We start from the raw sequence: 15,369 nt of genomic DNA, 5'->3' as shown, positions 1-15,369 counted from the left end.
GCCGGAGGGCGCGCAGAGCGAGAACACGGCACTCAGCTTCGAAGTCGGCGACCTGCCCGCCGAAGTCAAGACGCTGGAGAACCGCGGCGTGCAGTTCCAGGACTTCGAGATGGAAGGCCTGAAGACGGTCGACCACATCGCCCAGCTGGGCAACGAGCGGGCGGCCTGGTTCACCGACTCCGAAGGCAACGTGCTCTGCCTGCACGAGGTCATGGGCTGACCCCCTGGGGGCGCGGGGGTGCCGCCGGGCGGCACCCCCGCGTTCGGCCCGCTAGGCCAGCGACGGCATCAGCTTGACCGCGTTCCCCGACAGCACGCCGCTCAGCACGTCGGCGGGCAGCCCGAGCGCGGCCAGCGCCCGGACGTTCGCGGCCACCGAAGGCACGCCCGGCCAGTCCGTCCCGAACACGAACTTCCCCGCCAGCCGCGTCAGGTCGAAGCGCCGGTAGTACTCCGGCAGCTTCTTCGGCGGCAGCCCGGCCAGATCAAGCCACACGTTCTCTCGGGCCAGCGCCAGGAACGCGGCGACGTCGTACCACCAGCCGCGGCCGCCGTGGGCGAAGACGAACTGCAGCGACGGGAAGTCCTCGACCACATCGGACAGCAGCTCCGGGTTGCCGAAACTGGTGCGGGAGCCCGGAAAGCTCGACGTTCCCGAATGGAGGATCACCGGCACCCCGCGTTCGAGGCACAGCTGGTAGACCGGGTACAGCTCCTTGTCCGCCGGCGAGAACGCGCCGTGCACCGGGTGGATCTTCAGCGCCACCGCGCCCAGGTCCAGCTGTCGCGCCACCTCCGACGCGGCCGGGTGGTGCAGGTACGGGTTCACGTTCGCCACCAGCCGGAACCGCGTCGGGTTGTGAGCCACCAGCGGCAGGTTGTCCTCGATCGGCTGGATCCCGGTCGCGCGCGGGCTGTACTCGCAGAACAGCAGGACCCGGTCGACGCCTTCGGACTCGATCAGCTCGTCCATCGCCGCCGGGATCACCGTGCCGTCAGCCGAATACACCGAACGCCACGGGTACGAGCCCGCGAAGTCGTGGGCCCACTGCAGCCACGCGGGTTTCAGCGTCGGCAGCCGCGGCGCGTGGACGTGCGCGTCGACCACGAAGTGCCCGTCGATCACGGGCTGGGCACCACCCGCAGCACGTCGCGGACCTGCTCGCGGATGACGTTCCGGCGGATCTTGCCGGTCGCCGTCTTCGGCAGCTCCGCCAGTTCGACCACCCCGCGAGGCCGCTTGAACGCCGCGAGCCCCTCGCGGCAGAACTCGATCAGCTCGGCCGGATCGACCGCGAACCCCGGCGCGGCGACCACGCACGCGACGGGCTTGTCGAGGCCGTCGGCGTCCGGTGCGGCGACCACCGCGACCTCGGCCACCGCCGGGTGCTGCCGCAGCCGTTCCTCCACTTCGGACGGTGACACCCAGATCCCGCCCGCCTTCAGCATGTCCCCGAACCGGCCGAGACAGCTGTAGGTGCCGTCCTCGTTCCGGACGTAGCTGTCGCCGGTCCGCAGCCACTCGCCCTGGAAGACGAGCTTCGTCGCGTCGTAGCGGGCCCAGTACCCGGTCGCCGTCGACGGCCCGGCCACGAACAGCTCGCCCGGCTTCCCGGCGGCGTCGATCACCGCTCCGGTTTCGTCGCGGAGCTGCACGGAATACCCCGGTACGGGGACGCCGGTGCTGCCCGGCCGCACCGAACCGGGCTGGTTCGACAGGAAGATGTGCAGGGCTTCGGTCGACCCGATGCCGTCGAGGATCTCCAGCCCGAAGCGGGCGCGGAACCGTTCGAACAGCGACGCCGGCAGCGGCTCGCCTGCCGAAACCGCGTACCGCACCGAAGAAAACGAGTCGTCCGGGACGTCGCTGGCGAGCAGTGCCGCGTAGAACGTCGGGACCGCGAAGAACAGGGACGGCTGTTCCTCGCGAGCGCGTCGCGCGAACAACGCGGGCGTCGGCCGCGACGGCTCGAGCAGCGTCGTGCCGCCCGCGCCGAGCGGGAAGAAGCACGAATTCCCCAGCCCGTAGGCGAAGAACAGCTTCGGCACGGAAAGGAACCGGTCCGCGGACGTCGTCGCCAGCACACCGCGCGCGTACGTCTCGCAGACCGCGCGGATGCTCGCGTGCCGGTGCATCGCGCCTTTCGGCTGCCCGGTCGTTCCCGACGTGTACAGCCACAACGCGGGCGAGTCCTCCCACGTCCGTCCACTCGGGACCGGCCCGGCCAGTGACGGCCAGTCGTGCGTCCGGACGCCGAACCCGGCCGCGTCGCAGCGGTCGAGCACGACGTCGGTGACTTCGGGGGCCAGCTCCAGGGCCGTCCGCGCCTGGCCGGCGAACTCCCCGGACACGCACAGCACGCGCGCCCGCGAGTCGGCCAGCACCTGGCCCAGCTCCGGCCCGGTGACCATGGTCGACACCGGGACGGCGACCGCGCCGGCCAGCATCGCGCCGAGGATGCCGGTGAGCAGCTCGACGTCGTCGACCATGCAGAACATGACCCGTTCTTCGGGCCGCACCCCGAGTTCGGCGAGCCCGCCGGCCACGCGCCGGGACTCCTCGGCGAGCTCGGCGTAGGTGAGCGAGCGACGGGGCGACACGACCGCGGTCGCGTCCGGGCGCCCGGCCCGCAGCAGGTACTCCGCGGCATTGAACCCTGTCGCCACCAGGCCTCCTACGTGAGGTGCACGTACTCGTAGTCGATGGGCTTCCCGTTGATGCCCTGCCGCGGCGGCGCGACCCAGCTCGCGATCTTCCCCCGCTCGTACACCGGGCGCATCAGCGAACGGACGAACGTGAGGTCTTCGGTCGTGGGCAGCCACTTGCGTTTGCCTGCCTCCCAGGTCGCCTCGTCGACGATGGTGCCGTCGGGAGTGACGTGGTGGCCGGAGTTTATGCCCACTTCGCGGTTGAAGCCAGGGTGCGGCAACCGGAACGTGTGATCGATCCCGGCCTCGGCGAGGATCTTGTTCCAGCGGTTGACGCCGGTCTGGCAGTCGGCCACGTACTCGCTGCGCAGGTCGAGGTTGAGCAGCAGGATCGCCTGCAGTTCCTCGGTGGTCCAGGTGCCGTCGCCGTTGGGGCGGTCGAGGGTGCGGGCGTCGTCGGTGAGCTTGTGGTCGTCCTTGCGGCGGGTCTCCTGCCAGCGGCCCTTGAGCCCGGCGGTGTAGTAGTTCGCCGCGTTCGTCGACGTCTCGCTGCCGAACAGGTCCAGGGACACCGTGTAGTGGAAGTTGAGGTACTTCTGGATGATGTCGAGGGGGATGCCGCCGTGCGGGCCGATGTCGAACGTGTCGTGCTCGCGGATCAGCTCGGCGCTGCGGGTCACCACGCGGTCGACGCCGGTGGTGCCGACCATCATGTGGTGCGCTTCTTCCTTCAGCATGAACTCGCAGGTGCGCGAGAGCGGGTCGAAGGAGGACTCCTTGAGCGTGCCGAGCTGGTACTTCCCGTCGCGGTCGGTGAAGTAGGTGAACATGTAGAAGGCCAGCCAGTCGGCCGTTTCCTCGTTGAACGCGCCGAGGATGCGGGGCGCGTCGGGACTACCCGAGTTGCGCAGCAGCAGCCCTTCGGCTTCGTCGCGGCCTTCGCGGCCGAAGTAGGCGTGCAGCAGGTACACCATCGCCCACAGGTGCCGGCCTTCTTCGACGTTGACCTGGAACAGGTTCCGCAGGTCGTACAGGCTGGGAGCGGTCAGGCCGAGGAGTTTCTGCTGCTCGACCGACGCCGGTTCGGTGTCGCCCTGGATGACGATCAGCCGCTGCAGGTCGGCACGGTACTCGCCGGGCACCTGCTGCCACACCGGCTCGCCCTTGTGCTCGCCGAAGGCGATCCGGCGGTCGGGGTCGCGCTCGGCGAGGAAGATGCCCCAGCGGTAGTCCGGGACGTTGACGTGGTCGAAGTGCGCCCAGCCTTCGCGGCCCACGCTGACCGCGGTGCGCAGGTAGACCCCCTGCGTCTCCAGGGTCGGGCCCATTTCGCCCCACCAGTGCAGGAACTTCGGCTGCCAGCCTTCGAGAGCGCGCTGCAGCCTGCGGTCTTCGGAGAGGTTGACGTTGTTGGGGATCTTGGCGTCGTAGTCGATCTTCTCGGGCATCTGCGCTAGACCCGCTTCCTGTCGAAGACGGCCTTCTGTCCCGTACCGTAGCGGCGCAGCGCGCCTTCCGGCCCGGATGCGTTCGGCCGGGTGAAAATCCAGTTCTGCCAAGCCGCCAGCCGGCCGAAGATCTTGGTCTCGATGGTCTCGGGACCGACGAACCGGTGGTTGGCCTCCATGCCGGTGAGCGCGTCCGGGGACAGCGACGCGCGGCCTTCGAGGGCGATCCGGATCTCGTCCTCCCAGTCGAGGTCGTCCGGGGCGTCGGTGACCAGGCCGAGTTCCAGGGCTTCGGCGGCGCTGAGCCCGCGGTTCTTCTCGCGCGCGAGCCAGGCGAGGTGGTCGTCGTCGCCGTAGAACCGGGCTTGCAGGCGGGTGAGGCCGTTGCCCATCGGGAAGGCACCGAAGTTGGCGTCGGTCAGCTGGATCGACGCGCGCGCGTCGCTGTCTTCGTCGTCGATCGGGGGGCCGTCCAGGATGTACTGGCGGTCCGCGGCCAGCGCGATCTCGAGCAGTGCGCCGGTGAAGCAGCTGCCCGGTTCGATGAGCGCGATCAGGCTGCGGCTGGTGACGTCGAGGCGCTTGAGCGTGCGCTTGAAGTAGTGCGTGATCTCGTTGGCGAGCCAGTCCTTCTGCCCCAGCACGGCCTGCTCGTGCGCCGCGACCTTCGCCGGATCGCCCTGGGTGCGCAGGATCCACGTACCGGCTTCGACCTCGTTGGTGCGCAGCCGCAGGATGGCGTCGTCGAGCTCGCGGGTCATGGCGAGGAACCAGCCGTCCGCGCCCTCTTCGTGCAGGTCACCGGGGTCGGTTTCGGGCCCCTTGATGGTGATCGTGGCCTGGCTCTTCCCGACCTCGATGTCGACATGACGATGCCGGAGCGGGGTCAGTTCGATGCCGTGGTCCGCTTGCTTCCCGGACTCGCGGGCGATTTCCCGCGCCTTTTCCAGGACCTTCTCGCGGAAGTCCTGGCGGGGCACCAGCTCGTCGACCAGGCGCCAGTCGACCGCCGTCTTGCCCTTGACGCCGTCCGGGCGCGTGGCGAAGACGTCGGCGAGGTCCCGCCGGACGCGGCGCTTGTCGACGACCCGGGTGAGGCCGCCGGTGCCGGGCAGCACGCCGAGCAGCGGCACCTCCGGCAGCGCCACGGTCGAGGAGTTGTCGTCGATCAGGAAGATCTTTTCGCAGGCCAGCGCGATTTCGTAGCCGCCGCCCGCGCAGGTGCCGTTCACCGCGGCCACGTACGTCTGGCCGGAGTGCTCGGTGGCGTCCTCCATGCCGTTGCGGGTCTCGTTGGTGAACTTGCAGAAGTTGACCTTCCAGTGGTGCTCAGACGCGGCGAGCATGCGGATGTTCGCGCCGGCGCAGAACACCTTGTCCTTGGCGCTGGTCACGATGACCACGCGGACCTCGGGGTGCTCGAACCGCAGCCGCTGCGTGGCGTCGTACAGCTCGATGTCGACGCCGAGGTCGTAGGAGTTGAGCTTGAGCTCGTAGCCGGGGACCAGGCCGCCCTGCTCGTCGACGTCCAGCTCCAGCCAGGCCACCTCCCCGTCGACCCGCAGGCGCCAGTGGCGGTACTCGTCCGGACGGCGGTCGAAGGCGACCGGTGTGGTGGTGGTCACCCCTCGATTGTCTACATGAGTCAGACGGACGTCAATGTTGTGTAGAAACTTGATCTCGGGTGGTCACCCGGTTGAGCGTGGCCCAGGCCCAGGTGAGGAACACCCACAGCGCCAGCCCGGCCGCGGCGTCGGTGAAGATCGTCGCGAACCAGAACGCCGGAATCTGCGGGACGCCGGTCAGGAAGTGGCCCAGGGTGACCATCCCGGCCAGCGAATAGACCAAGAGGAACGCCAGAGCTCGGTGGTACCGGGCTTGCGTGTACGCGCGGTAGCCGAGCCAGCCGAACGCCGTGAGCAGCACCCATACGACGGCGACGACGAGGCCGCCGACGACCGGCGTGATGCCCTGGAGCTGCGGATAGTCCGCGTACCGGAGGGCGTTGTGCGCGTAGTGGATCGCCGTGCTGAGCAGCGAGAAGCCGAGGATCACGCGAAGCGGCGTCAGTCCCTTGTCCATCACGCCCCCGATTTGATAGATCGCTCTAGCGACGGTACCGCGGGGCGGCCGCGCCGGGCAAGGCGCGGCCGCCCCAGGGGTCACACGAAGTCGATGCGGTGCTGGACCACCGGGTAGCCCGCCTTCGCGAACGCCTTCGCCATCGGGACGTTGCCGACGTCGGTGCCCGCGACGATCCGGTCCGCGCCGTGGCCGACCAGGTCGTGCGTCGCCTCGACCAGCAGGTCGTACGCGTAGCCCTTGCCTCGGTGCTCCGGCACCACGGCCACGTAGCCGACCACCGGGTCGTAGACGTTGCGGCTCGGCAGCACGAGGCCGACCAGTTCGCCTTCGGGTGTGTACGCGAGCCGCCACCAGTCCCGCGGGGCCGGCATCCACTTCATCAGGTCGAGATCTTCCTGCGCGGCCGCTTCGATGCCCTGCTCTTCGATGGTCTTCTGCGCGTGCGCGTCGAGGCTGCCGACGTGCACCCGCTTGAAGACCTCGAGGATGACGTCGTCGTCCGGCTCCGGCCGGAACTCGAGCCGGCCGGGCTTCTCCGGCAGGCCGTTTTCCGGGGTCCAGCGGAAGCGGTAGCGCTCGACGAGCTTGCGGTAGCCCGCCTTCTCGGCCGCCTCGACCCGGCCGTTCACCTCGGCCGCGACCTGCGGATCGTTCCGCCACGCCGGCGGCGTGTGCAGCGCGTACTCGGCGTGCAGCGGCGCCGTCTTGAGCAGGTGGACACCCGCGTCGAAGTCGGTGAAGTCGAACCAGTCCAGGGCGAGCGGAGCCTCGTCGTCGGCCTTGGCCCACCAAGCGGCGCGGGCCACGACGACGCCGTCACGCAAGGCGACCCAGGTCCACTCGGGCCGGTACTCGCCCCTCTTCGCCATCTCGACGAAGTCGTCGCCGAGCAGCGCGCGGCCGACGAGGCCGCGGTCGGGCAGGGAGGTGAACAGTGCTTCTTCGCCCGCTTCGAGCGAGCGCACGACCAGTTCGGTCATGGAAATCCTTCCAGGAGTACGCGCTCCCGGTCAGACAGCCGGCACCCTCGCTGCGAGGTGGGAGCGCGTGATCGGTTGCGTGATCATCGGTCCCACCTCCTTTCCCTGGTCAAGGTGCCTTCCCAAGACCATAGGGGATGCGCCCGCGGTGATCAACGGATTTTCTGGAGCACCATTCGCGTGCTCAGCCGCGGTTCGGCGTAGGAGTGCGAAGCCTCCAGGACGTACTCGCCGGCGATGTGCTGCCAGCCGTCGCGCCAGACTTCGGCCGACCTCGACGTGATGGCGATGTCGGCTTCCACGGTCTCGCCGGGCCGGGCTTCGACGCTCGCGAACCCGGCCAGCCAGCGGTGCGGCCGGTCGCCGCGTTCGGTCGGGACGAGGTAGAGCTGGACGACTTCGCGCCCCTTGCGCGTTCCCGTGTTGCGGACGCGGACCCGGACGCGCGCGCCGCCTTCCTCGTCCGGGTAGGCGTCGATCTCTTCGTACTTCCACGTCGTGTAGCCCTGGCCTTGGCCGAACCAGTACGCGGGTTGCCGGTCGGTGCGGGCCCAGGCGCCGTAGCCGATGTACACGCCTTCGCCGTACTCGAGCACGCCGTCTTCCGGCGTCACGTCGGTGACCGGCGCCTCTTCGAGCTTCGCCGGCCAGGTCGTCGGGAGGCGGCCGCCGGGTTCTTCGCGGCCGAAGAGGACGTCGGCGAGGGCGTCGCCGCCGGACTGGCCGGGGAACCAGGTGAGCAGCACCGCGGCGACGTCGTCGCGCCACGGCATCTCCACCGGGGAGCCGGCGTTGACGACCACGACGGTGTTCCGGTTCGCTTCGGCGACCCGCGCCACGAGTTCGTCCTGGCGTCCCGGCAGGGCGAGGGAAGTCCGGTCGAAGCCTTCGCTCTCGACCTCGGCGGTCGTGCCGACCACGACGACGGCGACCTCCGACTTCGCCGCGAGGGCCACGGCTTCGTCGAGGCTCGCGTCCGGGTCGAGGACCGGGCCGCGGTGACCGAGCGCGAAGGTGACCCAGGCGAAGGTGCCCCTGGCGAACTCCGCCATCTCCGACGGGATCCAGTAGGTCAGGCTGACGTCGACCGGCTCGCCCGCGGTCAGCTCGACCTCCCGGCGTTGCTCGTGGACCTGCATGACGGACGTGAAGATGTCCCCGCCCTCCGGCAGGTTCACGCCGTCGAAGACGGTCTGGCCGGCGACGGTGAGGCGGAGGTCGCCGGGACCGGTGATGCCGAAGGTGTGCGTGCCGCCCGAGTCCGGGAGGAACGTGCCGGCGATCTCGACCGAGGCGAGCGTGCCGATGTCGAGGCCGGCCGGCAGTTCGCCGATCCAGTCGATCCTGGCTTTGCGCAAGGGGAACTGCGCGAGTTCGGTGCCGTCGGCGGCGCGGGCGGTCGCGCGGATCCGGAAATTGTCGGTGGCGGTCGGTAACGTCGTCCGCGGATCGGCACCGGGGGCGTAGCCGAGCTCGGTGCCCGGAGGAACGGCCGCTTCGAGGCCGTCGAGAGGGGAGACGACGTGGTCGGGAAACACGGTGGCACTGCCACCGCCCAGGATCTTCGGGTCCGCGGCGAGCGCGCCGATGAGCGCGACACTCTGCGGTTCACGCAGGGGCAGCACGCCGGTTTCGTTGCGGAGCAACACGAACGACCGGTGCGCGATCTTGCGCGCGACCGCATCACCGTCCACAGGGGACTGCTGCGGCGCGGGGCTGCCGCCGAGCGCGCCGGTCCGGTGGGCGAGCAGGAGTACGCGGCGCACCATGGCGTCGACGACGGCTTCGTCGACTTCGCCGCCGCGAACGGCTTCGGCGAGCCGGTCGCCGAACACCGTGCGGGGGCCGGGCATCGCCACGTCGAGGCCGCCGGTGGCGGAGGCGACGGTGTCGCGCGCGGCCAGCCAGTCGGAGACGACGAAGCCGTCGAAGCCCCATTCGTCGCGCAGCACGCCGTTGACCAGTTCGGCGTGCTGGGTCATCGTGACGCCGTTGACGCTGTTGTAGGCGGCCATGATCCCCCACGGCTTCGCGCGCCGGACGATGAGCTCGAACGGCGCGAGGTAGAGCTCGCGCAGGGCGCGTTCGCCGACGTGGACGTCGGCGGTGAAGCGTTCGGTTTCGAAGTCGTTGGCGACGAAGTGCTTGACCGTGACGGCGACCCCGCCGTCCTGCACGCCGGTGACGTAGCCGGCGCCGATCATCCCGGTGAGGAGGGGGTCTTCGGAGTAGCACTCGAAGTGCCGGCCGCCCAGCGGCGAGCGGTGGAGGTTGACCGTCGGGGCGAGCAGCACGTGCACGCCCTTGCGCCGGGCTTCCTGCGCGAGCAGGCGGCCGGCTTCGACGGCCAGCCGCGGGTCCCAGCTCGCGGCAAGGGCGGTCGGGCTGGGCAGGGTGACCGAGGGATCGTCCGGGCTCCAGCGCGTCCCGCGGACGCCGACCGGGCCGTCGGAGAGGACCAGCGACGCGAGCCCGATCCGCGGCAGCGCGGGAAGGGACCAGACGTCCTGGCCGGCGAGCAGGCTCGCCTTGGCGTCCAGGTCGAGTTCGGCCAGCAGCGCCTCGACGTCGAAGCTCATGCGCATCCTCCGCGATCGGTCCTGCCGTCACCCTACCTGGCGCCGAGTAGCGAACGTTATGTTTTCGTGACACCTTGTCCCGTAGGCTCGGGATCATGACCCGGGCCAGGGGCGCCGACCGCCGAGCGAGCATCGTCCGAGCGGCGTTCGAGGTGATCGCCGAGCGCGGCTACCGAGGCACGTCGCTGGCCGCGGTCGCCGAGCGCGTCGGGCTGACGCAGCAGGGGCTGATGCACTACTTCCCCACCAAGGAGGACCTGCTGACGGCGGTGCTGGAGACCCGCGACGAGTGGGACCTGCTGCACTTCGGCCACGCCCCGGCGGGCGACCCGTCGTCGATGACGGTGAACCAGCTGGCGGACCTGGTCGACTACAACGCGACGCGCCCGGGGATCGTCCAGACGTACACGGTGCTCTCGGCGGACAGCGTCACGGAAGACCACCCGGCCCGGAAGTACTTCCAGGACCGCTACGCCCGGGTCCGCGCCGGCATGACGCAGATGCTGGAGCGCCACCGCGACGAGCTGCCACCGGGAACGACACCGGAGCAGCTGGCCCCGTTGGCCATCGCCATCCTGGACGGCCTCCAGCTGCAGTGGCTCCTCGACCCGGAGGAAGTCGACATGTCGGCCGGGTTCCGCACGTTCCTGACCCTGCTGGGCGTCAAGCCGGACTAGCGGGTCGAGCCGGGGCCGGCCAGCACGTCGATGTCGTTGGCGTGCATCGGCTCGCCGCAGTGGGCGCAGCGCAGGTCGACGCTGCTGACTTCGCCGCACGCGCGGTGGCGGTAGAGCGCCGGCGGGCCCGCCTCGCCCGCCAGCCACTTGTCGCCCCAGCGGGTCATCACCAGCAGCATGTCGACCAGCTCGGCGCCCTTCTCGGTCAGGACGTACTCGTAGCGCGGCCGGCGGTCGTACGGGCGGCGCTCGAGGACCTCCTGCTCGACCAGGTGCTTCAACCGCTCGGTGAGCACCTTGCGCGAGATGCCGAGGTCCGCCTGGAGCTGTTCGAACCGGCTGAGCCCCGCCCACACGTCCCGCAGGATCAGCGGCGACCACGGTTCACCGATGACGTCGAGCGTGCGCGCGATCGAGCACGCGGCCAGTTCGCTGAAGTTCGTGCGCTGCATGAGACGAGTTTAGCACCAGGAGTTCCCTTAAGGAACTTTAACTGCTACGGTTCTGGAGTCTCCTGAAGGAACTCAGAAGGGAAGGTCACGATGAGCAAGGTCTTCATCGCCCACGCCGTCTCGGTCGACGGCTACATCACCGGCCGCGGCGCCCGTCCCGGCCAGGGCCTCGGCGACGGCGGGACGCTCTTCGACTGGTACTCCGACGGGGACACCCAGAGCCGCGTCTTCGACTTCTTCGAGCTCAGCGAGCCGAGCGCCCGCGTCTTCGACTCGCTCGCCGGCCGGGTGGGCGCGATCGTGGCGGGCCGCAACACCTACGAAGACTCGGACCACTTCGGCGGCGGCAGCCCGCACCCGGACGCGCCGCTGTTCCTGGTCAGCCACCGGCCCGCGCCGGAGCTGACCGAACGGCAGACCCTCCTCGACAACGTCGAAGACGCGATCGCGGCGGCCCGCGAGGCGGCCGGCGGCAAGGACGTCGGCCTGATGGGCGGTGGCGTCCTGGCCTCGGCGCTGCAGGCGGGCCTGGTCGACGAAATCGTCCTCCACCAGGTCCCCGTCCTGCTCGGCGGCGGCCGGTCGTTCTTCCAGGAACTGCCCTCGCACGTGCGGCTGAACCTGGTCGAGGCGGTGGCCGCGCCCGGCGTCACCCACCTCCACTACTCCGTCGCCTGAATCCCCCACCCCAGCAAGGAGCCGACCATGCTCGACGCCGACGTCCGCCGCGTCCTCGCCACCCCCGCCTTCGGTCACCTCGCGACCGTCCTGCCCGACGGCGCGCCCCACTCGGTCCCGGTCTGGGTCGACCCGGAGGGCGACCGCATCGCCATCCTGACCGGCCCGGACTCGCGCAAGGCCCGCAACCTGCGACGTGACTCGCGGGTCGCGCTTTCCCTGATCCAGCCGGACAACCCGTTCGAGCCGGTGATCATCCGCGGCCGGGTGACCGAGTGGATCGAGGGCGACGCCGCCTGGGCGATCGTGGACCGGATCGCGACCAAGTACATCGGCTGCCCGTACACGCGGGAGCAGCAGCGGGTCGTGGCGCTGATCGAGGTGGAGCGGCAGAGCGTGGGGATGCGCTGACGGGCCGGCCGCGGGCGGCCAGCGCTCACAACAGCCGCGGCTGGGCGACCACGCCACGCAATCGCTGCAGCGTGCGCAACGTCGTCTCCAGATCCTCCAGCGGCACTTCGGCCGCCACCTCTTCCGCCCACGCGACCTGCGCCGCACCGAGTTCCCGCATCGCCGCGCGGGCCCGCCGCGTCAACGACAGCAGCGGCGCCCGCGCGTCGGCCGGGTTCGGCAGGCGGTCCAGCATTCCGTTGCGCAGCAAGCGGTTCACCGTCTCCTGCACGCTCTGCCGGCGCAGCCCGCGCCGGCGCGCCACCTCCGCGGCGGTCGCCGGGCCGTCCTCGAGGAAGCCGAGGACCTGCCACTGCGCCGCGGTCAGCCCGACCGGCTCGGTCAGCGCGTCGCCCGCGGCGAGGAAACCGCCGTTGCAGGCGAAGACCGCGTCGATCACGCGGGTGAACGTTTCGGCTCGAGGCGACCGCATGCGTGCTAGTTTCGCACATTGACAGGTACCTGTCGAAATGGAGACGACCATGGACATGCCCCGCCTCGGACCCGCGCACGACGCGCTGAAGGCGTTCGTCGGCGACTGGACCGGCACGGAGGAACTCGCCGCCTCGCCGTGGGCGCCGGCCTCGACCGCGCACGCGGACTGCGAATACCGCTTGGCGCTCAACGGTTTCGCCGTCGTCCAGCACTACCGGCAACGCCGCGAGGACGGGGCGGAGTTCCTCGGTCACAACGTCTTCACCGCCGATCCGGCCACCGGCGAGACGCTCTGGTACGGCTTCGACAGCTACGGCTATCCGCCCGAGTCGCCCGCCCGCGGCGGCTGGACCGGCGCGACACTGACCCTGGAGAAGGTGACCGCGCGCGGGGTGGCACGGCACCGGCTCACCCCGGACGGCGGGACGCTGACGCACGAGATCGACGTCCGGATGGGTGAAAACCCGGAGTACCGCCCGTTTCTGCGCGCGCGGTACACCCGGAAGGGCCAGTAGCGGGCCAGAAACTGTCGGACCCCCCGAGTACAGATGGAGGCGTGACCGGAACCGCCGACCCGCCCCCGCTGATCGGGGTCGAGAACGTCAAGATGCCCGAGTGGGCCCGCGTCGACGAACGCGTGGCCGCCTCGAGCTTCGGCCAGGCCGTGCGCACGCTGCCGACCGCGATCTCGGTCGTGCTGCGGCTGACGTGGCGGACGTCGCCCCGGCTGACGCTGCTGGCCGCCGTCGTGCACGTCGTCTCCGGCTGCGTCACGGCGTTCGGGCTGCTCGCCACCGCGAACGTCTTCACCGCGCTGCTCGAACAGGGCCCGACGCCGGACCGCGTGCTGCAGTCGTTGCCGGCGATCGCGGTCGTCACCGGGTCGTACGCGGCGCGCGCGTTGCTGGACGCGGCCGTCGCCGCCGTCGAAGGTGCGCTGCGGCCACGGGTCACCGCGGCGGCGGACGACGCGGTGACGGCCGCGGTCGTGCACGTCGGGCTGATCGCGTTCGAGGACGCGGACTTCCGCGAGCTGGCCCGGCAGGGCGCGCGGTTCGGGGTGCGGGCCATCGAGACGAGCCTGCGGCGGCTGGCCGACCTGACGTCGTCGGTGATCTCGCTGGCGGCGGCGATGATCACGGCCGGGCTGCTCAACCCGTGGCTGGCCCCGGTGCTGCTGCTCGCCGCGGCGGCCGACGGCTGGTCCGCCGCGCGCGTCGCGAAGCTGAACTACCGGCACTTCCTGGACACCGTCGGGCGCAACATCCGCAAGTCGGTCGTCGAAGAGGTGGCCACCTGGCGCTCGATGGCCCTCGAACGGCACGCGCTGACGCTGCAGGAGCCGCTGCTCGGGGAGTACCGGCGCATCTCGCGGAGCCTCACGCGCGAGGAGATCCGGCTGGCGCACCGGAGCAACCTGGTGCGCACCAGCGGCCGGGCGGCGGCGGGGTTCGGCACGGCCATCGCGTACCTGGTGCTCGGCTGGCTGCTCTACACGGGCGCGATGGAGCTGGCGCTGGCCGGCACGGCGGTGCTGGCGATGCGCACGGCGTCGACGGCGCTGTCCAACACGATGCGCGCGGTCAACTCGCTGTACGAGGACTCGTTCTACATCGGGTTCTACAACCAGCTGCTCGCGGAGTCCCGGAAGCGGCAGCCGCCGCCGGCGTCGGTGACGGCGCCCGCGGACCCGGGCGAGATCCGGCTGGACGGCGTCACGTTCACCTACCCGGGCCGGGACAGCCCGGCGCTGCGCGACATCTCGGTGACGATCCGGCGCGGCGAGGTGGTCGCGCTGGTCGGCGAGAACGGCTCGGGCAAGACCACCCTCGGCAAGCTGCTCACCGGGCTCTACCCCCCGGACGAGGGCACGGTCCACTGGGACGAGGTCGACCTGGCGGCGGCGGACCCGGCCTCGGTGCACGCGAACATCGCGGTGATCGCCCAGGAGCCGGCGGAGTGGCCGATGACGGCGGCGAACAACATCACGGTGGGCCGTCTCGGCCGCCCGGACCCGGACGGGCAGGCCTGGCGCGAAGCGGTGGACTACTCGGGCGCGGACGAGGTGATCGAATCCCTGCCCGCCAAGGAGAAAACGATGCTGTCGAAGAAGTTCGACGAAGGCCACGACCTGTCGGGCGGCCAGTGGCAGCGCATGGGCATCGCCCGAGGCATCTACCGAGACGCGGCAGTCCTGGTGGCCGACGAACCAACGGCGGCACTCGACGCCCGCGCCGAAGCCCGCGTATTCGCCGGCCTCCAGCACGCAAGCCGTTCAGGCCGCGGCCGCCGCACCACGGTCCTGGTGACCCACCGCCTGGCCAACATCCGCTCGGCGGACCGCATCTTGGTCCTGGAGAAGGGAAGGCTGATCGAAGAAGGAACCCACGACGAGCTGATCCGAGCAGGCGGGGTTTACCACGAGCTGTACGAGATCCAGGCCCGCGCGTACCGCAACGGACCACCGTAAGGACCGACCAGCCGCCCGCTCCCGCCACAGCCCGGCGGCACCGAAGCTTCGGCGAACCGGGGCTGCGACCCCCGCCACCGGCACCCGGACCCGCCGACCACACCGAAGCGGCGACTGGTGCGCCCACCCGCGCATCCCACCGATCGACCCGCACCCGGCCAGCCAGCCTCCCCCGGCCGGTCGGCCCACACACCCGCGCGGCTTCAGCCCCCGCACCCACACGATCGGCGAGCGCCCCGGCCAGCCAACTCGCGCACCCAGCCGGTCGGCCCCGCGCCCTCGCGCCTTCGCCGACCCGCGCCGGAACCGGTCGGCCCGCGCACCCCACCGACCCGCGCGCACGGTCGGCTCGCCGACCACCCTCCAACTACGCGAGCCCCCTCCACATCGCGAACTCGCCGAGCCGGTACACGTCACTCGCGTGATTGGGCACGTATCTCGCGTGATTGGGCGCCGGACTCGCGTG

General features: G+C 70.7%; 15 protein-coding genes. 6 read left to right on the top strand and 9 right to left on the bottom strand.

The features are described 5' to 3' along the window. The coding region (locus CCN39_RS40720) for a VOC family protein (protein WP_434781158.1) at nt 1–220 on the top strand (220 nt) is incomplete at its 5' end. 51 nt (nt 221–271) lie between these two features. Here CCN39_RS40720 and CCN39_RS40715 read toward each other — a convergent pair. The 7 genes from CCN39_RS40715 to CCN39_RS40685 all read right to left on the bottom strand — a co-directional run bounded on the left by CCN39_RS40715 (nt 272) and on the right by CCN39_RS40685 (nt 9,741). Beyond that, nucleotides 272–1,126: an amidohydrolase family protein gene (locus tag CCN39_RS40715; protein WP_086851584.1), complete on the bottom strand. Its 855-nt coding sequence runs from the start codon at nt 1,124–1,126 to the stop codon at nt 272–274. Next, nucleotides 1,123–2,667 (bottom strand): benzoate-CoA ligase family protein, encoded by a 1,545-nt coding sequence (locus CCN39_RS40710; RefSeq protein WP_086851582.1) that lies wholly within the window; start codon nt 2,665–2,667, stop codon nt 1,123–1,125. Before CCN39_RS40710 ends, CCN39_RS40715 begins: the two co-directional genes overlap by 4 nt. 8 nt (nt 2,668–2,675) lie before the next feature. Beyond that, the gene (boxB, locus tag CCN39_RS40705) at nt 2,676–4,097 is read right to left on the bottom strand and encodes a benzoyl-CoA 2,3-epoxidase subunit BoxB (RefSeq protein ID WP_086851581.1); all 1,422 of its coding nucleotides are present in this window, start codon (nt 4,095–4,097) and stop codon (nt 2,676–2,678) included. A 5-nt stretch (nt 4,098–4,102) separates the two neighbouring features. Further along, a complete protein-coding gene (gene boxC / locus CCN39_RS40700; RefSeq protein WP_086851579.1) occupies nt 4,103–5,722 on the bottom strand; it encodes a 2,3-epoxybenzoyl-CoA dihydrolase in 1,620 nt (539 codons plus the stop codon). 31 nt (nt 5,723–5,753) lie between these two features. Beyond that, nucleotides 5,754–6,179 carry a hypothetical protein gene (locus CCN39_RS40695; protein WP_208630604.1) on the bottom strand — a complete coding sequence of 142 codons (426 nt, stop codon included), beginning with the start codon at nt 6,177–6,179 and terminating at the stop codon, nt 5,754–5,756. Between the two features lie 80 nt (nt 6,180–6,259). Continuing rightward, the gene (locus tag CCN39_RS40690) at nt 6,260–7,162 is read right to left on the bottom strand and encodes a GNAT family N-acetyltransferase (RefSeq protein ID WP_086851577.1); all 903 of its coding nucleotides are present in this window, start codon (nt 7,160–7,162) and stop codon (nt 6,260–6,262) included. Between the two features lie 152 nt (nt 7,163–7,314). Further along, on the bottom strand, nt 7,315–9,741 hold the full coding sequence (locus tag CCN39_RS40685) for a beta-glucosidase H (protein WP_086851575.1): 2,427 nt from the start codon (nt 9,739–9,741) through the stop codon (nt 7,315–7,317). Between the two features lie 95 nt (nt 9,742–9,836). Between CCN39_RS40685 and CCN39_RS40680 the strand changes: the two genes are divergently transcribed. Then, the gene (locus CCN39_RS40680; protein WP_086851573.1) at nt 9,837–10,418 is read left to right on the top strand and encodes a TetR/AcrR family transcriptional regulator; all 582 of its coding nucleotides are present in this window, start codon (nt 9,837–9,839) and stop codon (nt 10,416–10,418) included. On the opposite strand, the gene CCN39_RS40675 is transcribed toward CCN39_RS40680, so the two are convergent. After that, nucleotides 10,415–10,870 carry a winged helix-turn-helix transcriptional regulator gene (locus tag CCN39_RS40675; RefSeq protein WP_086851571.1) on the bottom strand — a complete coding sequence of 152 codons (456 nt, stop codon included), beginning with the start codon at nt 10,868–10,870 and terminating at the stop codon, nt 10,415–10,417. The genes CCN39_RS40680 and CCN39_RS40675 overlap by 4 nt on opposite strands. A 90-nt stretch (nt 10,871–10,960) precedes the next feature. Between CCN39_RS40675 and CCN39_RS40670 the strand changes: the two genes are divergently transcribed. Together CCN39_RS40670 and CCN39_RS40665 are read left to right on the top strand one after the other, a co-directional pair. Then, nucleotides 10,961–11,548, top strand: a complete 588-nt coding sequence (locus CCN39_RS40670; RefSeq protein WP_086851570.1) for a dihydrofolate reductase family protein — start codon at nt 10,961–10,963, stop codon at nt 11,546–11,548. Nucleotides 11,549–11,575: 27 nt separating this feature from the next. After that, the gene (locus CCN39_RS40665) at nt 11,576–11,959 is read left to right on the top strand and encodes a PPOX class F420-dependent oxidoreductase (RefSeq protein WP_086851568.1); all 384 of its coding nucleotides are present in this window, start codon (nt 11,576–11,578) and stop codon (nt 11,957–11,959) included. A gap of 25 nt (nt 11,960–11,984) precedes the next feature. Here the strand turns inward: CCN39_RS40665 and CCN39_RS40660 are convergent, their stop codons facing one another. Then, a complete protein-coding gene (locus tag CCN39_RS40660; RefSeq protein WP_086851567.1) occupies nt 11,985–12,431 on the bottom strand; it encodes a MarR family winged helix-turn-helix transcriptional regulator in 447 nt (148 codons plus the stop codon). Between the two features lie 49 nt (nt 12,432–12,480). Between CCN39_RS40660 and CCN39_RS40655 the strand changes: the two genes are divergently transcribed. After that, on the top strand, nt 12,481–12,948 hold the full coding sequence (locus CCN39_RS40655; RefSeq protein ID WP_244211221.1) for a DUF1579 family protein: 468 nt from the start codon (nt 12,481–12,483) through the stop codon (nt 12,946–12,948). A gap of 41 nt (nt 12,949–12,989) precedes the next feature. Then, nucleotides 12,990–14,903, top strand: a complete 1,914-nt coding sequence (locus CCN39_RS40650) for an ABC transporter ATP-binding protein (protein ID WP_086851564.1) — start codon at nt 12,990–12,992, stop codon at nt 14,901–14,903. Nucleotides 14,904–15,369: the final 466 nt, after the last annotated feature.

The organism is Amycolatopsis kentuckyensis, from assembly GCF_002155975.1.
Taxonomy (GTDB): Bacteria; Actinomycetota; Actinomycetes; order Mycobacteriales; family Pseudonocardiaceae; genus Amycolatopsis; species Amycolatopsis kentuckyensis.
Note: the sequence above shows the minus strand (reverse complement) of the source record. Positions and strands in the feature narration are given on the sequence as shown.

Excerpts from the sequence above, each read along its gene's own strand:
- boxB (WP_086851581.1), bottom strand. The coding sequence starts at position 4,097 with ATGCCCGAGAAGATCGACTACGACGCCAAGATCCCCAACAACGTCAAC.
- CCN39_RS40660 (WP_086851567.1), bottom strand. The coding sequence starts at position 12,431 with ATGCGGTCGCCTCGAGCCGAAACGTTCACCCGCGTGATCGACGCGGTC.
- CCN39_RS40665 (WP_086851568.1), top strand. The coding sequence starts at position 11,576 with ATGCTCGACGCCGACGTCCGCCGCGTCCTCGCCACCCCCGCCTTCGGT.
- CCN39_RS40655 (WP_244211221.1), top strand. The coding sequence starts at position 12,481 with ATGGACATGCCCCGCCTCGGACCCGCGCACGACGCGCTGAAGGCGTTC.
- CCN39_RS40690 (WP_086851577.1), bottom strand. The coding sequence starts at position 7,162 with ATGACCGAACTGGTCGTGCGCTCGCTCGAAGCGGGCGAAGAAGCACTG.
- CCN39_RS40670 (WP_086851570.1), top strand. The coding sequence starts at position 10,961 with ATGAGCAAGGTCTTCATCGCCCACGCCGTCTCGGTCGACGGCTACATC.
- CCN39_RS40680 (WP_086851573.1), top strand. The coding sequence starts at position 9,837 with ATGACCCGGGCCAGGGGCGCCGACCGCCGAGCGAGCATCGTCCGAGCG.
- CCN39_RS40695 (WP_208630604.1), bottom strand. The coding sequence starts at position 6,179 with ATGGACAAGGGACTGACGCCGCTTCGCGTGATCCTCGGCTTCTCGCTG.
- CCN39_RS40675 (WP_086851571.1), bottom strand. The coding sequence starts at position 10,870 with ATGCAGCGCACGAACTTCAGCGAACTGGCCGCGTGCTCGATCGCGCGC.
- CCN39_RS40685 (WP_086851575.1), bottom strand. The coding sequence starts at position 9,741 with ATGAGCTTCGACGTCGAGGCGCTGCTGGCCGAACTCGACCTGGACGCC.